The organism is Pseudarthrobacter sp. B907, assembly GCF_040137805.1.
Lineage (GTDB): Bacteria > Actinomycetota > Actinomycetes > Actinomycetales > Micrococcaceae > Arthrobacter.
In genome coordinates this window covers 109,745-124,439 of sequence record NZ_JBEEQE010000005.1, presented here as the reverse complement: position 1 = coordinate 124,439, position 14,695 = coordinate 109,745, and the positions used below count along the sequence as shown (strand labels likewise).

Annotated in this window: 12 protein-coding genes; 6 read left to right on the top strand and 6 right to left on the bottom strand. The window is 71.0% G+C overall.

From position 1 onward, the window contains the following. Nucleotides 1–36 precede the first annotated feature (36 nt). The gene (locus ABLI39_RS06235; protein WP_349412564.1) at nucleotides 37–261 is read left to right on the top strand and encodes a hypothetical protein; all 225 of its coding nucleotides are present in this window, start codon (nucleotides 37–39) and stop codon (nucleotides 259–261) included. Between the two features lie 643 nt (nucleotides 262–904). On the opposite strand, the gene ABLI39_RS06230 is transcribed toward ABLI39_RS06235, so the two are convergent. Both ABLI39_RS06230 and mfd read right to left on the bottom strand, forming a co-directional pair. Beyond that, nucleotides 905–1,732, bottom strand: coding sequence for a metal-dependent hydrolase (locus ABLI39_RS06230; protein ID WP_349412563.1), 828 nt, complete (start codon nucleotides 1,730–1,732; stop codon nucleotides 905–907). A 6-nt stretch (nucleotides 1,733–1,738) separates the two neighbouring features. After that, the gene (mfd, locus tag ABLI39_RS06225) at nucleotides 1,739–5,380 is read right to left on the bottom strand and encodes a transcription-repair coupling factor (RefSeq protein ID WP_349412562.1); all 3,642 of its coding nucleotides are present in this window, start codon (nucleotides 5,378–5,380) and stop codon (nucleotides 1,739–1,741) included. 189 nt (nucleotides 5,381–5,569) lie between these two features. Between mfd and ABLI39_RS06220 the strand changes: the two genes are divergently transcribed. From ABLI39_RS06220 to ABLI39_RS06200, 5 genes are all read left to right on the top strand, one after another. Then, nucleotides 5,570–7,105 (top strand): SDR family oxidoreductase, encoded by a 1,536-nt coding sequence (locus tag ABLI39_RS06220; protein ID WP_349412561.1) that lies wholly within the window; start codon nucleotides 5,570–5,572, stop codon nucleotides 7,103–7,105. 48 nt (nucleotides 7,106–7,153) lie between these two features. Beyond that, nucleotides 7,154–7,651, top strand: coding sequence for a DUF2505 domain-containing protein (locus ABLI39_RS06215; protein WP_349412560.1), 498 nt, complete (start codon nucleotides 7,154–7,156; stop codon nucleotides 7,649–7,651). Nucleotides 7,652–7,654: 3 nt separating this feature from the next. After that, nucleotides 7,655–7,876: an SCO4848 family membrane protein gene (locus ABLI39_RS06210; protein ID WP_349412559.1), complete on the top strand. Its 222-nt coding sequence runs from the start codon at nucleotides 7,655–7,657 to the stop codon at nucleotides 7,874–7,876. A gap of 141 nt (nucleotides 7,877–8,017) precedes the next feature. After that, a complete protein-coding gene (locus tag ABLI39_RS06205) occupies nucleotides 8,018–8,461 on the top strand; it encodes a VanZ family protein (RefSeq protein ID WP_349412558.1) in 444 nt (147 codons plus the stop codon). Between the two features lie 27 nt (nucleotides 8,462–8,488). Further along, entirely contained in the window at nucleotides 8,489–9,802 is a 1,314-nt protein-coding gene (locus ABLI39_RS06200; protein ID WP_349412557.1) for a UDP-glucose dehydrogenase family protein, read from the top strand. A gap of 11 nt (nucleotides 9,803–9,813) precedes the next feature. On the opposite strand, the gene sufU is transcribed toward ABLI39_RS06200, so the two are convergent. The 4 genes from sufU to ABLI39_RS06180 all read right to left on the bottom strand — a co-directional run bounded on the left by sufU (nucleotide 9,814) and on the right by ABLI39_RS06180 (nucleotide 14,664). After that, nucleotides 9,814–10,299: a Fe-S cluster assembly sulfur transfer protein SufU gene (gene sufU, locus ABLI39_RS06195; protein ID WP_349412556.1), complete on the bottom strand. Its 486-nt coding sequence runs from the start codon at nucleotides 10,297–10,299 to the stop codon at nucleotides 9,814–9,816. Nucleotides 10,300–10,311: 12 nt separating this feature from the next. Then, the gene (locus tag ABLI39_RS06190) at nucleotides 10,312–11,619 is read right to left on the bottom strand and encodes a SufS family cysteine desulfurase (protein WP_349412555.1); all 1,308 of its coding nucleotides are present in this window, start codon (nucleotides 11,617–11,619) and stop codon (nucleotides 10,312–10,314) included. Between the two features lie 89 nt (nucleotides 11,620–11,708). Beyond that, a complete protein-coding gene (locus ABLI39_RS06185) occupies nucleotides 11,709–13,277 on the bottom strand; it encodes a glycerophosphodiester phosphodiesterase (protein WP_349412554.1) in 1,569 nt (522 codons plus the stop codon). Between the two features lie 31 nt (nucleotides 13,278–13,308). Then, entirely contained in the window at nucleotides 13,309–14,664 is a 1,356-nt protein-coding gene (locus ABLI39_RS06180) for an O-antigen ligase family protein (protein WP_349412553.1), read from the bottom strand. Nucleotides 14,665–14,695 lie beyond the last annotated feature (31 nt).

Genomic DNA, 14,695 nt, shown 5'->3' with positions numbered 1-14,695 from the left:
CAGTTTTTTGAGCCCCGCGGGGCCGAGGAGGAACGAATGTCCAGCAACACCACCAAGACCCCGCAGGGCGAGAACAGCCTGGCATCCAGCGTCGTGCTGTTTGTCCTGATGATGGCCCTGTTCTTCGGCGCCCTGTACTCGCTGTCCTTCCTCAGCCTGGGCAACCCCTGGCCGATGGCCGCCTGCCTGGGCCTGTTCGCCCTGGCGTTCTGGATCCCGCAGACCATCACCGGCCGCTCGGATTCCGCGGGCGAGAACTAGACGCGCTCACCTGTTGCCCCGGTTTTTGCCGGGGCAACAGTCGTTTAAGCGGCCGGTTCCGGAAAAGCGCTACGTTTCCGGACCAGGGCGGCGGTTTCGGACCAGGGCGGCGGTTTCGGACCAGGGCGGCGGTTTCGGACCAGGGCGGCGGTTTCGGACCAGGGCGGCGGTTTCGGACCAGGGCGGCGGTTTCGGACCAGGGCGGCGGTTTCGGACCAATGCACCCCGGGCCCGGGCCGCGCCAGTCCGAAACCGTAGCGGAAAGTGCGACGCCGCCGTCGTGGCGGCTCCCGCGGCGCTGGCCTCCGACGTCGGGCGGGCCGAGTTAGGTGCCCCTTGTCGCCCGGGAGCTGCGTACCGGGGGCACTTTGACACGGACACGCCGCCCGGCGGGGACCCCACGGCCGAGGCAGGCGCCAAAGCAGCCCCGGACGGACGCGGCCCGGCCGCTCGGATCCCCGGACGACTCTGAGCCGCCGGGGCTCCGCCGGCGAGAGCCAGGCGCTATTCCGCAATCTAAGACGCCGGTTCCGGAAAAACGCTACGGTTTCGGACGGAGGCACCCCGGGCCCGGGCCGCGCCGGCCCGAAACCGTAGCGGAAAGGGCCCGTCCGACGTCGCCGTCGTCGCGGCTCCCGCGGCCCTAGCCCCCGACGGCGGCGAGCAGGCGGTTGACCAGGGCGGTGCCCAGCGCGAGGGCGGCCGGGAAGTGCCCCTTGGCGAGGGCCACGGCGGCGGAGATCATGCCGACCATGGCGTAGGCGCTGACCGGGATCAGCACCAGCCACTCCCGCCGCGACCCGGCGCGGCCCAGCAACGGGATGGAAAACGCGCCGTTGGCCTTCCAGACGTCCTTGACCAACGGCAGTTTGCGCAGGAACTTCGGCGGCTTGACCACCAGCGGCCAGAGCAGCGGCACTCCCCCGGTGGTGATCATGTCCCCGACGATGTGCACGATGACGCCGGCCAGCATGGACACCGGCAGCCAGGACCACTGGTGCGGCGCGAACCAGGTCACCAGCGACGCCATGGCCAGGGCGAAGACCCAGTTGCTGATCCAGCCGTACTTGGGGAACAGCTTCAGCGCCTTCGCGGCGATGTTGATCATAAACATGCACAGCAGCCCGGCGCCGACGGACAGCAGGCCCCAGTTGGTCTGCAGCTGGAGCTGGCCGGCCATGGCCGCGAGCAGCACGAAGAACGCCGCGCCGAGCACCGAGTGGGTGCCCTGGCGGTGGCCGCCGGAGGCGTTCTCGATCCCGACGGCGATCAGGTTCGACAGCGGCGGCAGGGCGTGCGCCACCGTGGACGAGCGGTGGTCCCAGTCGCAGACCAGGGCCGTGCCCGCCGTCGCCATCCCGCCGATCAGGATCCCGGTGGCGTCCAGCGGGTACCAGCCCAGCGTGTACGGCCCGCTCGAGGCAATAGCCACCCACGCCGCGGCCCCGGACGCGGCGTGGTGTCCTCCCATCACGGGCTAGCCCACGGAGAGCGGGACGTCGGAGAAGATCGCCTCGATCACGGTGTTGGCCCAGGCCAGGATCTCGGCGTCCTGCAGGTCCCGGCCGCCGATCCGTGCCGTCTTGGGCTTAGGGATCAGCACCGCGTCCAGGGCCGGCTTGGCCTGCGAGCCGGGGTACATCCGGGCCAGGCGCATCAGCTTGGACTCCGGAAGCTGGGCGGGTGAGAACTTGATGAAGTTGCCCTGGAGCGCGACGTCGGTGAGGCCGGCCTCGCGTGCGCCCACCCGGAACCGGGCCACGGCGACGAGGTTCTTCGCGGGCAGCGGCAGCTCGCCGTAGCGGTCCACGAGTTCGGCTTCCACCTCCTCGATCGCCTCGTTGCTGAGCGCGGCGGCCAGCTTCCGGTACGCCTCCAGCCGCAGCCGCTCGCCGGGCACGTAGTCGTGCGGCAGGTGCGCGTTGACCGGCAGCTCGATCTTCATCTCGGCGGCCTTCTCCTCGGCCTCGCCGCGGTAATCCGCCACGGCCTCGCCCACCAGCCGGATGTACAGGTCGAAGCCGACGCCCTGGATGTGGCCGGACTGTTCCCCGCCCAGCAGGTTGCCGGCGCCGCGGATCTCCAGGTCCTTCATGGCCAGCTGCATGCCGGCGCCGAGCTCATTGTGGGTCGCGACCGCCTTGAGCCGTTCCAGCGCCACCTCGCCCAGGGGTTTTTCCGAGGGGTAGAGGAAGTAGGCGTATGCCCGCTCCCGGCCGCGGCCCACGCGTCCGCGCAGCTGGTGCAGCTGGGAGAGCCCGTACTTGTCCGCGCCGTCCACGATCAGGGTGTTGGCGTTGGAGATGTCCAGGCCCGTCTCGATGATGGTGGTGCAGACCAGTACGTCGAAGCGCTTCTCCCAGAAGTCCACGATGATCTGCTCCAGCCGGCCCTCGGACATCTTGCCGTGCGCCACCTCCACGCGGGCCTCCGGGACCAGTTCGCGGATCTTCGCCGCGGTCCGGTCGATGGTGGAGACCCGGTTGTGGACAAAGAAGACCTGGCCCTCGCGCATCAGCTCGCGCCGGATCGCGGCCGAGGTCTGCTTGTCCGTGTACGGGCCCACGTAGGTCAGCACCGGGTGCCGCTCCTCCGGCGGGGTGGCCAGGGTGGAGGTCTCCCGGATACCGGTCAGCGACATCTCCAGGGTGCGCGGGATCGGGGTGGCGCTCATGGCCAGGACGTCCACGTTGGTGCGCATCTTCTTCAGCGCTTCCTTGTGTTCGACGCCGAAGCGCTGCTCCTCGTCCACAATCACCAGGCCCAGGTCCTTGAACGCGAAGTCCTTGGACAGCAGCCGGTGGGTGCCGATCACCACGTCCACGGCGCCGCTTTTCACGCCCTCGGCCGTCTCCTTGGCCTCCTTGGCGCCCTGGAAGCGGGACAGCGGCTTGACCCGCAGCGGGAAGCCGGAGAAGCGTTCGGTGAAGGTCTCGTAGTGCTGCTGCGCCAGCAGGGTGGTGGGCACCAGCACGGCCACCTGCTTGCCGTCCTGGACCGCCTTGAACGCGGCGCGGACCGCGATCTCGGTCTTGCCGTAGCCGACGTCGCCGGAGACCAGGCGGTCCATCGGGATCTCCCGCTCCATGTCCGCCTTCACCTCGTTGATGGTGGTCAGCTGGTCCGGGGTCTCCACGTAGGGGAAGGCCTCTTCGAGTTCGCGCTGCCACGGGGTGTCCGGGCCGAAGGCGTGGCCGCGGGAGGCCATCCGGGCCGAGTACAGCCGGATCAGTTCACCGGCGATCTCCTTGACGGCCTTGCGCGCCTTGGACTTGGTGCTGGCCCAGTCCGAGCCGCCCATCTTGCTCAGCACCGGGGTGTCGCCGCCGACGTACCGGGTGACCTGGTCCAGCTGGTCGGTGGGCACAAAGAGCCGGTCGCCCGGCGCGCCGCGCTTGGACGGCGCGTATTCGAGCACCAGGTATTCGCGGACCCCGTCTCCCCCGCCCGCGACCTTGCGCTGGATCAGCTCCACGAACCGGCCGATGCCGTGCTGTTCGTGCACCACAAAGTCCCCGGCCAGCAGCTGCAGCGGGTCCACCGCGTTGCGCCGCTTGGACGGCATCCGGCGCATGTCCTTGGTGGACCCGGCGGAGGTGCGGCCCAGCAGGTCCGCCTCGGTGAGCAGGGCCAGCTTCAGCGTGTCCAGGACAAATCCGCGGCCGACGGCGGCGGTGGTCACCTCGATCAGGCCCGGCTGCGGCTCTGCGTCCAGGATTTCCACCCGGGCGCAGGGGATGTCGTTGTCGTGGAAGAGCTCGGCCAGGCGCTGCGCCGGGCCGGGGCCCTCGGTGGCGACGACGATCCGCCACTGCTCCCGCACGTGCGAGCCGATGAAGTCCATCATCTCCGCCACGTCGCCCTGGTAGCCCCGCGGTTCGCGGGCGTGCAGGTTCAGCACGTCGAGCTCGGGCAGCAGCTCCTCGTCGCTGGCGAGCGAGCTGATGGACCACCAGGACACGCCGTGTGCGAGCGCGGTGGAGCGGGTCTCCCCCAGCGAACGGAAGCTCGCCGAATGCAGCGCCTCGGAGGCGGCGGCGCTCAGATCCAAAGGTGCCGTACCGCCGTCGGACGCCGTGGACCAGGCCGCCTCGAGGAACTCCTCGTTGGTGGCGGCGAGGTCGTGGGCGCGGGTGCGGACCTTTTCGGGTTCGATCACCACCGAGATAGAGCCGGCCGGGAACTGGTCCAGGAACGGCACCATGGAATCCACCAGCACCGGGGCCAGGGACTCCATGCCCTCGACGGCGATCCCGCCGGCGATCTTCTCCAGCATGTCCGCCGCGGCCGGCAGCTGGGATTTCAGCGTGGCGGCCCGGGACATGACCGAGGGCGTGATCAGGATTTCGCGGCAGGGCGGGGCGTGCAGCTCGGTGGGGTGGTGCACGCCGGGGGCCGTCAGCGAGCGCTGGTCGGCGACGGCGAACCAGCGCATCTGCTCGACCTCGTCGCCGAAGAACTCCACCCTGATCGGGTGGTCCTCGGTGGGCGGGAAGACATCCAGCATGCCGCCGCGGACCGCGAACTCGCCGCGCCGGGTGACCATGTCCACCCGGGCGTACGCGGCGCCGGCGAGGCTCTTCACGACGTCGCCGAACGGGGCGTCCTGGCCCACCGTAAGGGTCACCGGGACCAGATCGCCCAGGCCCGCCACGATCGGCTGCACCACGGCGCGGACCGGGGCGACCACCACACGCAGGGCACCGCCGGCGGTTTCCGGGTGGGCGAGGCGGCGCAGCACCGAGAGCCGGCGGCCCACCGTGTCCGAGCGCGGCGAGAGCCGTTCGTGCGGCAGGGTCTCCCAGCTGGGGAACTCGGCGACCGCCTCGGCCGGCAGGAAGGCGCGCAGGGCGGCGGCCAGGTCCTCGGCTTCGCGGCCGGTGGCGGTGACCGCCAGCACCACCGGCGTGGCGCCGCCGTCGGCAGCGCCGCCGTCGGACGCGAGCCCGTCGGCCATCTCCGCGAGCAGCGCGGCCCGCAGCCCGGCCGGGGCGCTGAGCTGGTAGTCCTCGCTGCGCACCGTGAACGGACGGGACGCTTCGGCCTGCACGCGGGCGAAGGTCTTGTCCTCGGCGAGGGCGCGCCGCAGGCCGCTGAGAGAGGGGCCGTTGAGGCTCATGGCTGGAACTCCTGAAGTGATCACGGGCATGCAGGCAACACGAATACCCGAAATTCGCAAGAATCCCGGGTACTTCCAGCCTACCGCGACCCGGCGTCGGGGCGGCACCCGGGGCTAAGCTGGACGGGTCCCAGTCCGGCGGGTTCGGCGTTCCGAATGGCTTGTATCCGCAATGAGAAGGAGCCACCCATGAACGGCATCCCCCAGGCCGGACACGCGAAGACGGTGCTCGTCACCGGCGCCACAGGCTACATCGGCGGCCGGCTGGTCCCCCGGCTGCTCGAGGCCGGGCACCGGGTGAAGGTCCTGGTCCGCACCCCGGCGAAGATCGCCGGCGTCCCGTGGCTGGCCGACGTCGACGTGGTCCAGAGCAGCCTCGACGACGCCGCGGCGCTGCGGGAGGCGCTGGCCGGCGTCGACGTGCTCTACTACCTCGTCCACTCGATGGCGGGCGGTTCCGGGTTTGAGGCCAAGGAAAAGGCCATGGCGGCGACGGCGGCCCAGGCTGCCGCCGGGGCCGGCGTCGGGCGGATTGTCTACCTCGGCGGACTGCACCCCGCCGGCGCCGAGCTCTCCACCCACATGCGCTCCCGCGAGGCCGTGGGCAAGGTCTTCCTCGACAGCCCGGTCGATGCGGTGGTGTTCCAGGCGGGCGTGGTGATCGGCTCCGGCTCGGCGTCGTTCGAGATGATCCGGCACCTGTCCGAGACGCTGCCCCTGATGCCGGCCCCGAGCTGGGTGCGGAACAAAATCGAGGCCATCGCGGTGCGGGACGTGCTGCACTACCTCGTCGGGGCCGCGGCGCTGGACGGCCCGATCAACCGGACCTTCGACATCGGCTCCCGGCAGGTGCTCAGCTACGCCGGCATGATGCAGGAGTACGCCGCGGAGGCCGGGCTGCCCCACCGGGTGGTGCTGGCGCTGCCCATCCCCGCCCCCAAGCTTGCCGGAATGTGGGTGGCGCTGACCACCCCGATCCCGCTGTCCATGTCGCTGCCGCTGGTGGAGTCCCTGCAGCACGACGCCGTCTCGCGGGAGCATGACATCGATGCCCTCATTCCCTTGCCCGAGGGCGGACTCACCCCCTACCGTCGCGCCGTGGCCCTGGCTCTCGGCAAGGAACGCGACGGCCAGGTGGAGACCACCTGGGCCAACGCCGGAGCCGACGCCGATCCGCTCCCGAGCGACCCGGACTGGGCCGGCCACCGCGTCTACATGGACGAACGCAGCTACACCAGCGCGGTGGACCCGAAGTACGTCTGGACGGTCATCGAGGGCATCGGCGGCGGCAACGGCTGGTATTCGCTGCCGCTGGCCTGGAGCGTGCGCGGCTGGCTGGACAAGCTCACCGGCGGCGCGGGGCTGGCGCGCGGCCGGCGGCACCCGCACCTGCTGGCCGAGGGCGAGGTGGTGGACTGGTGGCGGGTCGAACGGATCGACCGCGGCCGGCTGCTCCGCCTGCGCGCCGAAATGCGGGCGCCCGGCCGGGCGTGGCTGGAACTGTCGGTGGAGCCGGAGGGTACCGGCAGCCGCTACCGGCAGCGGGCCATTTTCTTCCCGAAGGGGCTCAGCGGCAAGCTCTACTGGCTCGCCGTGCTGCCGTTCCACAGCCTGATTTTCCCCGCCATGTCGCGGAATATCGCCGCGGCGGCCCAGCGCCTCGCAGGGACAGAGGCGGAGACGGGGGCGGCGGCCGAATCGAAACCCGCCGGTCCCACCGCGTAGGATGTTGGGAGCCCGAAACGACCAGTCCCACCCCATGGAGGACCCCCAATGGCCCTGAGTGCATCCACCACCCTTCCGCACAGCGTTGAGAGCGTTACGGCGGTTTTCGTCAACGAGGACTTCCTGCGCCACACCAGCGAACTCGTCGGCGGAACCCTTGAATCGTTTGCCGTCGACGGCGACCCAGCCGGCGCTTTCAACACCACCACCGTCCGCACCATCCCCACCACGCGGATGCCGGACCTGGCCCGCAAGTTCGTCGGCGAGAGCCTCAAGGTGACGCAGCTGGAGAGCTGGGAGGCCCCGGCCGCCGACGGCTCCCGCCAGAGCAGCATCTCGCTGAAGGTCGCCGGCGCCCCCCTGGACGTCAACGCCGTGCAGCGCCTCGTCGCCGACGGCGGCAGCACCCGGATCGAGCTGGAGGGCACCGTGACCTCCTCGGTGCCGCTGCTCGGCGGCAAGATCGCCGACGCGGCCGAGCCGATGGTCGGCAAGGCCCTCAACATCCAGTCCACCCAGGCGCAGGCCTGGCTCGAAAGCCACTAGCCGGTGGAACTCCCCGCGTTCCTGGCCGTCGTGCTGGTGGTGGCCGGCGGCTGGTCCCTGGCCGTCTGGCCGCAGTTCTTGCGCCGGGTCATGAAGGATCCGCGGGCGCGCGACGCCGGCGGCAAAGCCACCCGCTTCCTCACCGTCCACGTCGTGCTGGTCAGCATCTCGATGCTGCTCGGCGCGGCGACGGCGGCCATCGGGATCGCGGGCCTGCTGAGCTAACCGGGGTCTCCCCCGCCTTCCTGGCAAGCAGTTGTTGTCGTTCCTCGGAACGACAACAACTGCGGGCCAGCTGGGTTAAAACGGCGGCGGTGCGGGGCTAGAATCAGAAAAATGCCCGCCCGCTGCTGAAGGGGGATGCCTGTGCGGCCCCATCGCGTGGCCAGCTGGGGACTCACCGTCTACCTCGCGGTGCTGGCCGGCGTGGCCCTCTGGCCGCAGCCGGTGGACCGGCCCGTTGCCGACCTCCTGCAGCGGGCGCTCCGGGCGCTGCACCGCCGCGGGATTCCGGGCTGGGTCGACTACGCGTTGGTGGAATCCGTCTCCAATGTGCTGCTGTTCGTGCCGCTTGGCGCGCTCGTGGCCTGGATCATCGGCCGCGGCTACTGGTGGGTGGGTGCTGCGGCCGGCCTGCTCACGTCCTGCGTCATTGAGCTCGCGCAGTTCCTCTTCCTCCCGGCCCGTGTCCCCACCCTCGCCGACGTCCTGGCCAACACCCTTGGCGCGCTCCTGGGCGCCTTGCTTGCGCTGCCGATAATGCGCCGCCGCGGCCCTGTCCGAAACCGGGCGGCAGCACGTACGCTGTGATCACACCCTTGGCGGGAGGACCTTGGAATGCGGATCTCGGTTATCGGCTGCGGCTATCTGGGCGCGGTCCACGCGGCGTGCATGGCGAGACTGGGCCACGAGGTGGTCGGCATCGACGTCGACGCGAACAAGGTGGAGCAGCTCTCCCAGGGACAGGCCCCGTTCTACGAACCCGTGCTCGATGAACTCCTGTCCGAGCTCGAAGAATCCGGACGGCTCCGGTTCACCACCGAGATGTCCGCCGCCCGCGGGGCGGAAGTCCACTTCATCTGCGTGGGAACCCCGCAGAAACGGGGCGAAAACGGTGCGGATTTACGCTTTGTCGACGCGGCCGTGGAGGCGCTGGCCGGCCACGTGTCCCCCGGCGACGTGATCGCGGGCAAGTCCACGGTGCCGGTGGGGACCGCCGCCCGGCTCGCCGAGCTGCTCGCGGAGACGGAGCCGGGCGCCACCCTGGTCTGGAACCCCGAATTCCTCCGCGAGGGACACGCCGTCACGGACACCCTGAACCCCGACCGCTTCGTCTACGGCGTTCCCGACGGCCGCGAGGACCACCCCGCCGTCGCCGTCCTGGACCGGGTCTACGCGACGCCCCTGGCCGGGGGAACGCGGCGGCTGATCACCGATTACGCCACGGCCGAGCTGGTCAAGGCCGCCGCGAACTCCTTCCTCGCCACCAAGATCTCGTTCATCAACGCGATGGCCGAGGTCTGCGAGGCCACGGGGGCTGACGTCACCCGGCTGGCCGACGCGATCGGCATGGACGAGAGGATTGGCCGGAAGTTCCTGAACGCCGGAATCGGCTTCGGCGGCGGCTGCCTGCCCAAGGACATCCGGGCGTTTATGGCCCGCGCCGGCGAGCTGGGCGCGGACCAGGCCCTGACATTCCTGCGCGAGGTGGATGCGATCAACATGCGGCGCCGCACCCGCGTCGTCGAGCTCACCCGGGAACTGTGCGGCGGCTCCCTGATGGGGCAGCGGATCGCGGTGCTGGGCGCGGCTTTCAAACCCGAGAGCGACGACGTCCGGGACTCGCCCGCGCTGAGCGCCGCGGCCCAACTGCAGCTCCAGGGCGCCGTGGTGACCGTGACCGATCCGCAGGCGCTGGCCAACGCCGCCAAGCGGTTCCCGGAACTGCCGCTGGAACCGGACCTGGACGCGGCCCTGCACAAAGCCGACGCCGTATTGCTGCTGACGGAGTGGCGGCAGTACCGCGAACTGGACCCGCACCACACCCTGGCCCTGGTCTCGGCACCGCGGATCCTGGACGGCCGGAACGTGCTGGATCCGGCGAAATGGCGCGCCGCGGGCTGGACCTACAAGGGCCTCGGCCGGCCCTAGTCCGCGGGGTCCTACTTAGCCGGGCCCTGGTTCGCGGAGCCCTGGTGTGACTCCGCCTGGCCCAGGGCGTCCTCGGCGGCCACCCAGGAGAGCATGGCGCACTTCACCCGGGCCGCGTACCGGGACACCCCTTCGAAGGCCGCCGCGTCGCCGAGGATCTCCGGATCGGCCTGCACCTTGCCGCGGGAGCGCAGCACTTCGCGGAAACTGTCGATCACTTGATGCAGCTCCGCCGGGTCCAGGCCCTCGGCCAGGTCCGTCAGGACCGACGCGGAGGCCATCGAGATGGAGCAGCCCTCGCCGTCCCAGCGCAGTTCGCTGACCTTGCCGCCGGCCACCGAGACCCGCAGCGTGATCTCATCGCCGCAGACGGGGTTGAGCTGGTGCGACTGGCCGCTGCTGGCGCCCTCCGGCACCCCGGCGTCGGCCAGGCCGCTGCCGTGGCGCGCCTTGGAATGCTCCAGGATGATCTGTTGGTACAGCTGGTCAAGACTCATGCAGGGCCGTCCTCAGGCTTGGAAGTATCCGCGGACACCGGCGACGGCGTCGAGGAACGCGTCGACGTCGTCGGTGGTGTTGTACAGGTAGGTGCTGGCCCGGGTGCTGGCCGTCAGGCCGAGCCGGCGGTGCAGCGGCTGGGCGCAGTGGTGGCCCACCCGGACGGCGATGCCGCGGCTGTCGAGGAACTGCCCGACGTCGTGGGCGTGCACGCCGGCGACGTCGAACGCGGCCAGGCCGATCCGCTCCTGGCCGGCGGCCGGGCCCAGCACACGGATCCCGGGGATGGCTTCCAGCCCTTCGACCAGCCGGCGGCCGAGTTCGGCCTCCCAGGCGTGGATCCGGTCGAGGCCGGTCTCGCTCAGGTAGTTGGCGGCGGCGGCCAGCGCCACGGCCTGCGAAATCTTCTGCGTGCCGGCCTCGAAGCGCTGCGGGCTGGGCAGGAATCCGGCGCGTTCCATGGTCACGGTGGTGATCATGGAGCCGCCGGTCAGGAACGGCGGCATGGCGTTGAGCAGTTCGGAGCGCCCGTAGAGGCCGCCGATGCCGGTGGGGCCGAGCATTTTGTGCCCGGAGAAGACGGCGAAGTCCACGTCCAGGGCCTTGACGTCCAGGGCCAGGTGCGGGGCGGACTGGCAGGCGTCCAGCACCACCAGGGCGCCGGCGGCCCGGGCGAGGGACACCAGCCCGGCCACGGGGTTGATGGTGCCGAGGACGTTGGAGGCGTGGGTGAAGGCCAGGACGCGGGTGCGGCCGCCGATCAGCCGGGCGGCGGCGTCGAGGTCCAGGGCGCCGGCGTCGTCGACCGGGATGAATTTCAGGGTGGCGCCGGTCCGTTCGGCCAGTTGCTGCCAGGGAATCAGGTTGGCGTGGTGCTCCATCTCGGTGACCACGATCTCGTCGCCGGCGGCGAGCGCGAAGCGGGCCGCCTCCGCCGGGGCGCCGGGCAGGGATGCGTTCAGGAAGGAGTAGCTGAGCAGATTCAGTCCCTCGGTGGCGTTGGAGGTCCAGACGAGTTCGTCGGGCTCGGCGCCGATGAAGGCCGCCACGGTCTCCCGGGCATCCTCGAAGGCCTCGGTGGCCTCCACCGCGAGGTAGTGCGCGCCGCGGTGCACGGCGGAGTTCCGCTGCTCGTAGAACTCCTGCTCCGCCTCCAGCACGCTGAGCGGGTTCTGCGAGGTGGCGCCGGAATCCAGGTACACCAGCGGGTGCCCGTTGACGGACCGGCCCAGGATGGGGAAGTCGTTGCGGATCCTCAAGACCTCCTCGTTGCCCAGCGCCGTGGCTGAGCGGAGGAGATGGGCGGGTGTGGCAACCATGGGCGGAACTCCTGGATCGGCAGTCGCTGCGGCGCAACAGGGGCGCCCGGCGGGGCCTGCTCCTATTACGTCACGCAGATTAGACCTAATTATCCCACGTTCGCGCAACGTTCGGATCCGGCGGCGGCGCGCAGGCGCACACGGCGGAACTCCACCGGCGGTCCGGCGTCGTAGTTTTTCAGCAGCGAGAACCAGGCGCCGCCGTAGCGGGCGTCGTCCGTGCGGACACTCCAGCGCGGGGTTCCGCCCTCCAGCCGCTGCACCGTGAGGCTGCGCGGTGCCACCGACACCACAAAGGCCAGCCACTCCCCCGGCGCCGGTGCCGGGCTGTCGCCGGCGGCGAGTTCGACGGCGGTTGCCGCGCCGGGGTCGCGGCGGGAGAGCGTGATCCGGCCGCCGGCGCCGACGTCGAGTTCGTAGCCGGGCGCACCCGGGCCGGGGTCCCGCCGGTAGGACGCATCGGTGGGCTGCCCGAAGGCCAGGCCCGCCCCGCCGGACGCACCGGCCGGGGGCAGCCCGTCCGGCCAGCGCAGCTCGAACGCGAGCTCCCAGTCCGGGGCGTCCACAGCGCCGCCCAAGGACCCGAGCAGGTAGCCGGCGTGTTCCCGGTTGGACAGGCGCAGCGACCCGCCGGCGAAGGCGGGCTGTTCGTCCCAGCCGCCGTCCGCTTTCCACGGCACGTCGCCGGTTCCGCGCAGCCCCTCGGGGAAGCGGTCCTCGGTGCGCGGCGCCTCCTGGTGCAGCACGTGCCGGATGTTGGAGCAGATGACCCCGCGGACGCCGAGTTCCCGCAGCCGCAGGTGTTCGCTCCGGCGGCGCACCTCCCAGGCGATCACGGGTTTGCCGGAGTCCACCATTTCCAGGATCCGGTCCTCGGGGGCCGTGTGGTGGATGCCAAGCATGTCCACCAGCGGCACCAGTTCGGCGAGCCGGGGGTAGTCCGCCCGGGTGACGTAGCCCCAGGTGGTGTAGCCGTCCGCGGCGGCCTGGGCATGGCCCGCCGAGGACGCGGGCTGCTTCCAGACAATGTGCTGCCGCGCGTCCGGGTAGCCCTCCAGCAGGGCGAGGATCCGCTCCGCGTTGGTGCCTTGTTTGTCCTCCAGGAAGATCACGTGGCTGGCCGCGAAGGCATCCAAAACCTCGGTCAGCAGCGCGATCGGTTCCAGCGGGGTTGCCGGGCCCAGCCACGGCCGGGCGTCGTTGCGCAGCTGGGCCAGCGATGCTGCGGTGGATGTGGCAATGGTCAGCGCGGTGCCGGTCAGCCGCGCCGTGGTCAGGTCGTGGTGGCAGACCAGCACACCGTCGGCGGTGGCGGAGACGGAGACTTCGATCGCTTTCAGGCCCGCGTCCGCCGACTGCCGGTACGCGTGCATGGTGTGCTCGGGCCAGTTGTCACCCGAGCCGCGGTGCGCGACGAAGAAGTGCGGCGCGGAGAGCAGGGTCCCGATGGTGTGCGGTCCGGTGGTCCCGGGTTCGGCAACGGCGCCTTCGGCGACGAAGCCGGCCGCCGCCGTGGCTGCCGGAAGGATGCCGGTGCCGGGCCGCGGACTGCCCGCGGAGCCCGGGCAGGGAGCGCAGCCGGCCACCCCGAGGACCGCACCGGCGGCTGCCAGGCCCAGGAACGCGCGCCGGCCGAACCCGCCGGCAGTTTCCCCCAATCCGCCCATGTTCTTCCCCGGCGCTCCGCGCTCAGCCGGCGGTCGCCGTGCGCGCGGGGACAGGCCCGGCACCGGCCGGGCGGGGGCCGGCCGGCGTCTGGCGGGCCGGAAGCGGGGGTGCCAGGGCTGCCGCGGCTTGTTCACGCCGGAGCCGCTCCCGGCGTTCATCCCCGGCGATCACCACCATCGCCAGCACGGTCCAGACCATGATCCCGGCCGCTGACCGCGTGGCCAGCGAGCTGTAGGTCTGCGGAATCACCAGGGCCATGACCCCGGCCAGCGCCAGGCCGGGGTAGCCCAGGCGGAACCCGCGGCGGGCCACGAGCACCAGCATGGAGCCGAAGTAGAGCCCGGCCGCGACGATCCCGATGTCGACGCTGTACATCAGCAACGGATTCTCCAGGCTGCTTTGCAGCCCGGCGTGGAAGGCCAACCTGAAGCTGGTTCCGATTCCGCCGCCGCCGAGGAGGTAGTCGTTCCAGTGGGCCAGGAAATAGTCCAGGGCGACTTCGCGGGCCTGCGCGGAACCGGAGTCGTTGGCCAGCCGGGCCGTGACGCCGTCGATCAGCGGGGACGAGACGATGGCGGCGCCGACGCCGGCGATGCCAGCCAGCATCACCGCCTTCACCCACGCCCGTCCCTGCGCGAGGAGTATGACGGCGACCGCCGAGACGGCGACGGCGATGATACCGACCCTCGACTGGGTGATCAGGCTCCCGACCACCATCAGGACCAGCAGCGCCGCCTGCAGGACCTTGTGCCGGAGGCCGGCCACCAGCGGCGCGGCCAGCGAAACCGCCAGCGACAGGGCGAGGGGCTGGTCCAGGGTACCCATCCAGCGTCCCGACTGCCGCTCAAACCAATACTGGGTGTTGTAGCCGGACCCGTAGAACAACACGTCCTTCGCCTGCCACTGCAGCACGGCCGCCAGGCAGGCCAGCGCGACAAAGAGCAGCAACGACCCGCGGAGGGTCCCCACGAGGCCGCCGCCCCGGTTGGCCTCGGAGAGCAGGAGCAGGAAGAACAGCACCGGAATCAGGATCTGGTCCACCAGGACCACCAGTCCGCCGGCGGTGCTGGTGCTGACGGAGGCGAGGAACGCCGCGATGACCACCACGGCGAGGACCAGGAACAGGAGGAAATGCCGGGCCAGCGCCTGTTGGACGCTCCACGGGTCATGCAGCATCCGGACGGCGAAGGCGCAGAGGACCAGCCACGTCGCCGGGTGGAAGCCCAGGAGCCCGGCATCCACACCGGTCACCACGGCCGCGCCGACGGCAGGGACCAGGATCCACAGCCCGATCACCAGGACGATCAGCACCCTGGCGTGGCGCCGAAGCACCAGCGCCGCGGCCAGGCACAGCCCGATCCAGAGTGCCAGCTGCATTCAGACCACCTGCCCCGGTTTCCTGTCCCGT

Excerpts from the sequence above, each read along its gene's own strand:
- ABLI39_RS06235 (WP_349412564.1), top strand. The coding sequence starts at position 37 with ATGTCCAGCAACACCACCAAGACCCCGCAGGGCGAGAACAGCCTGGCA.
- ABLI39_RS06230 (WP_349412563.1), bottom strand. The coding sequence starts at position 1,732 with ATGGGAGGACACCACGCCGCGTCCGGGGCCGCGGCGTGGGTGGCTATT.
- mfd (WP_349412562.1), bottom strand. The coding sequence starts at position 5,380 with ATGAGCCTCAACGGCCCCTCTCTCAGCGGCCTGCGGCGCGCCCTCGCC.
- ABLI39_RS06220 (WP_349412561.1), top strand. The coding sequence starts at position 5,570 with ATGAACGGCATCCCCCAGGCCGGACACGCGAAGACGGTGCTCGTCACC.
- ABLI39_RS06215 (WP_349412560.1), top strand. The coding sequence starts at position 7,154 with ATGGCCCTGAGTGCATCCACCACCCTTCCGCACAGCGTTGAGAGCGTT.
- ABLI39_RS06200 (WP_349412557.1), top strand. The coding sequence starts at position 8,489 with ATGCGGATCTCGGTTATCGGCTGCGGCTATCTGGGCGCGGTCCACGCG.
- sufU (WP_349412556.1), bottom strand. The coding sequence starts at position 10,299 with ATGAGTCTTGACCAGCTGTACCAACAGATCATCCTGGAGCATTCCAAG.
- ABLI39_RS06190 (WP_349412555.1), bottom strand. The coding sequence starts at position 11,619 with ATGGTTGCCACACCCGCCCATCTCCTCCGCTCAGCCACGGCGCTGGGC.
- ABLI39_RS06180 (WP_349412553.1), bottom strand. The coding sequence starts at position 14,664 with ATGCAGCTGGCACTCTGGATCGGGCTGTGCCTGGCCGCGGCGCTGGTG.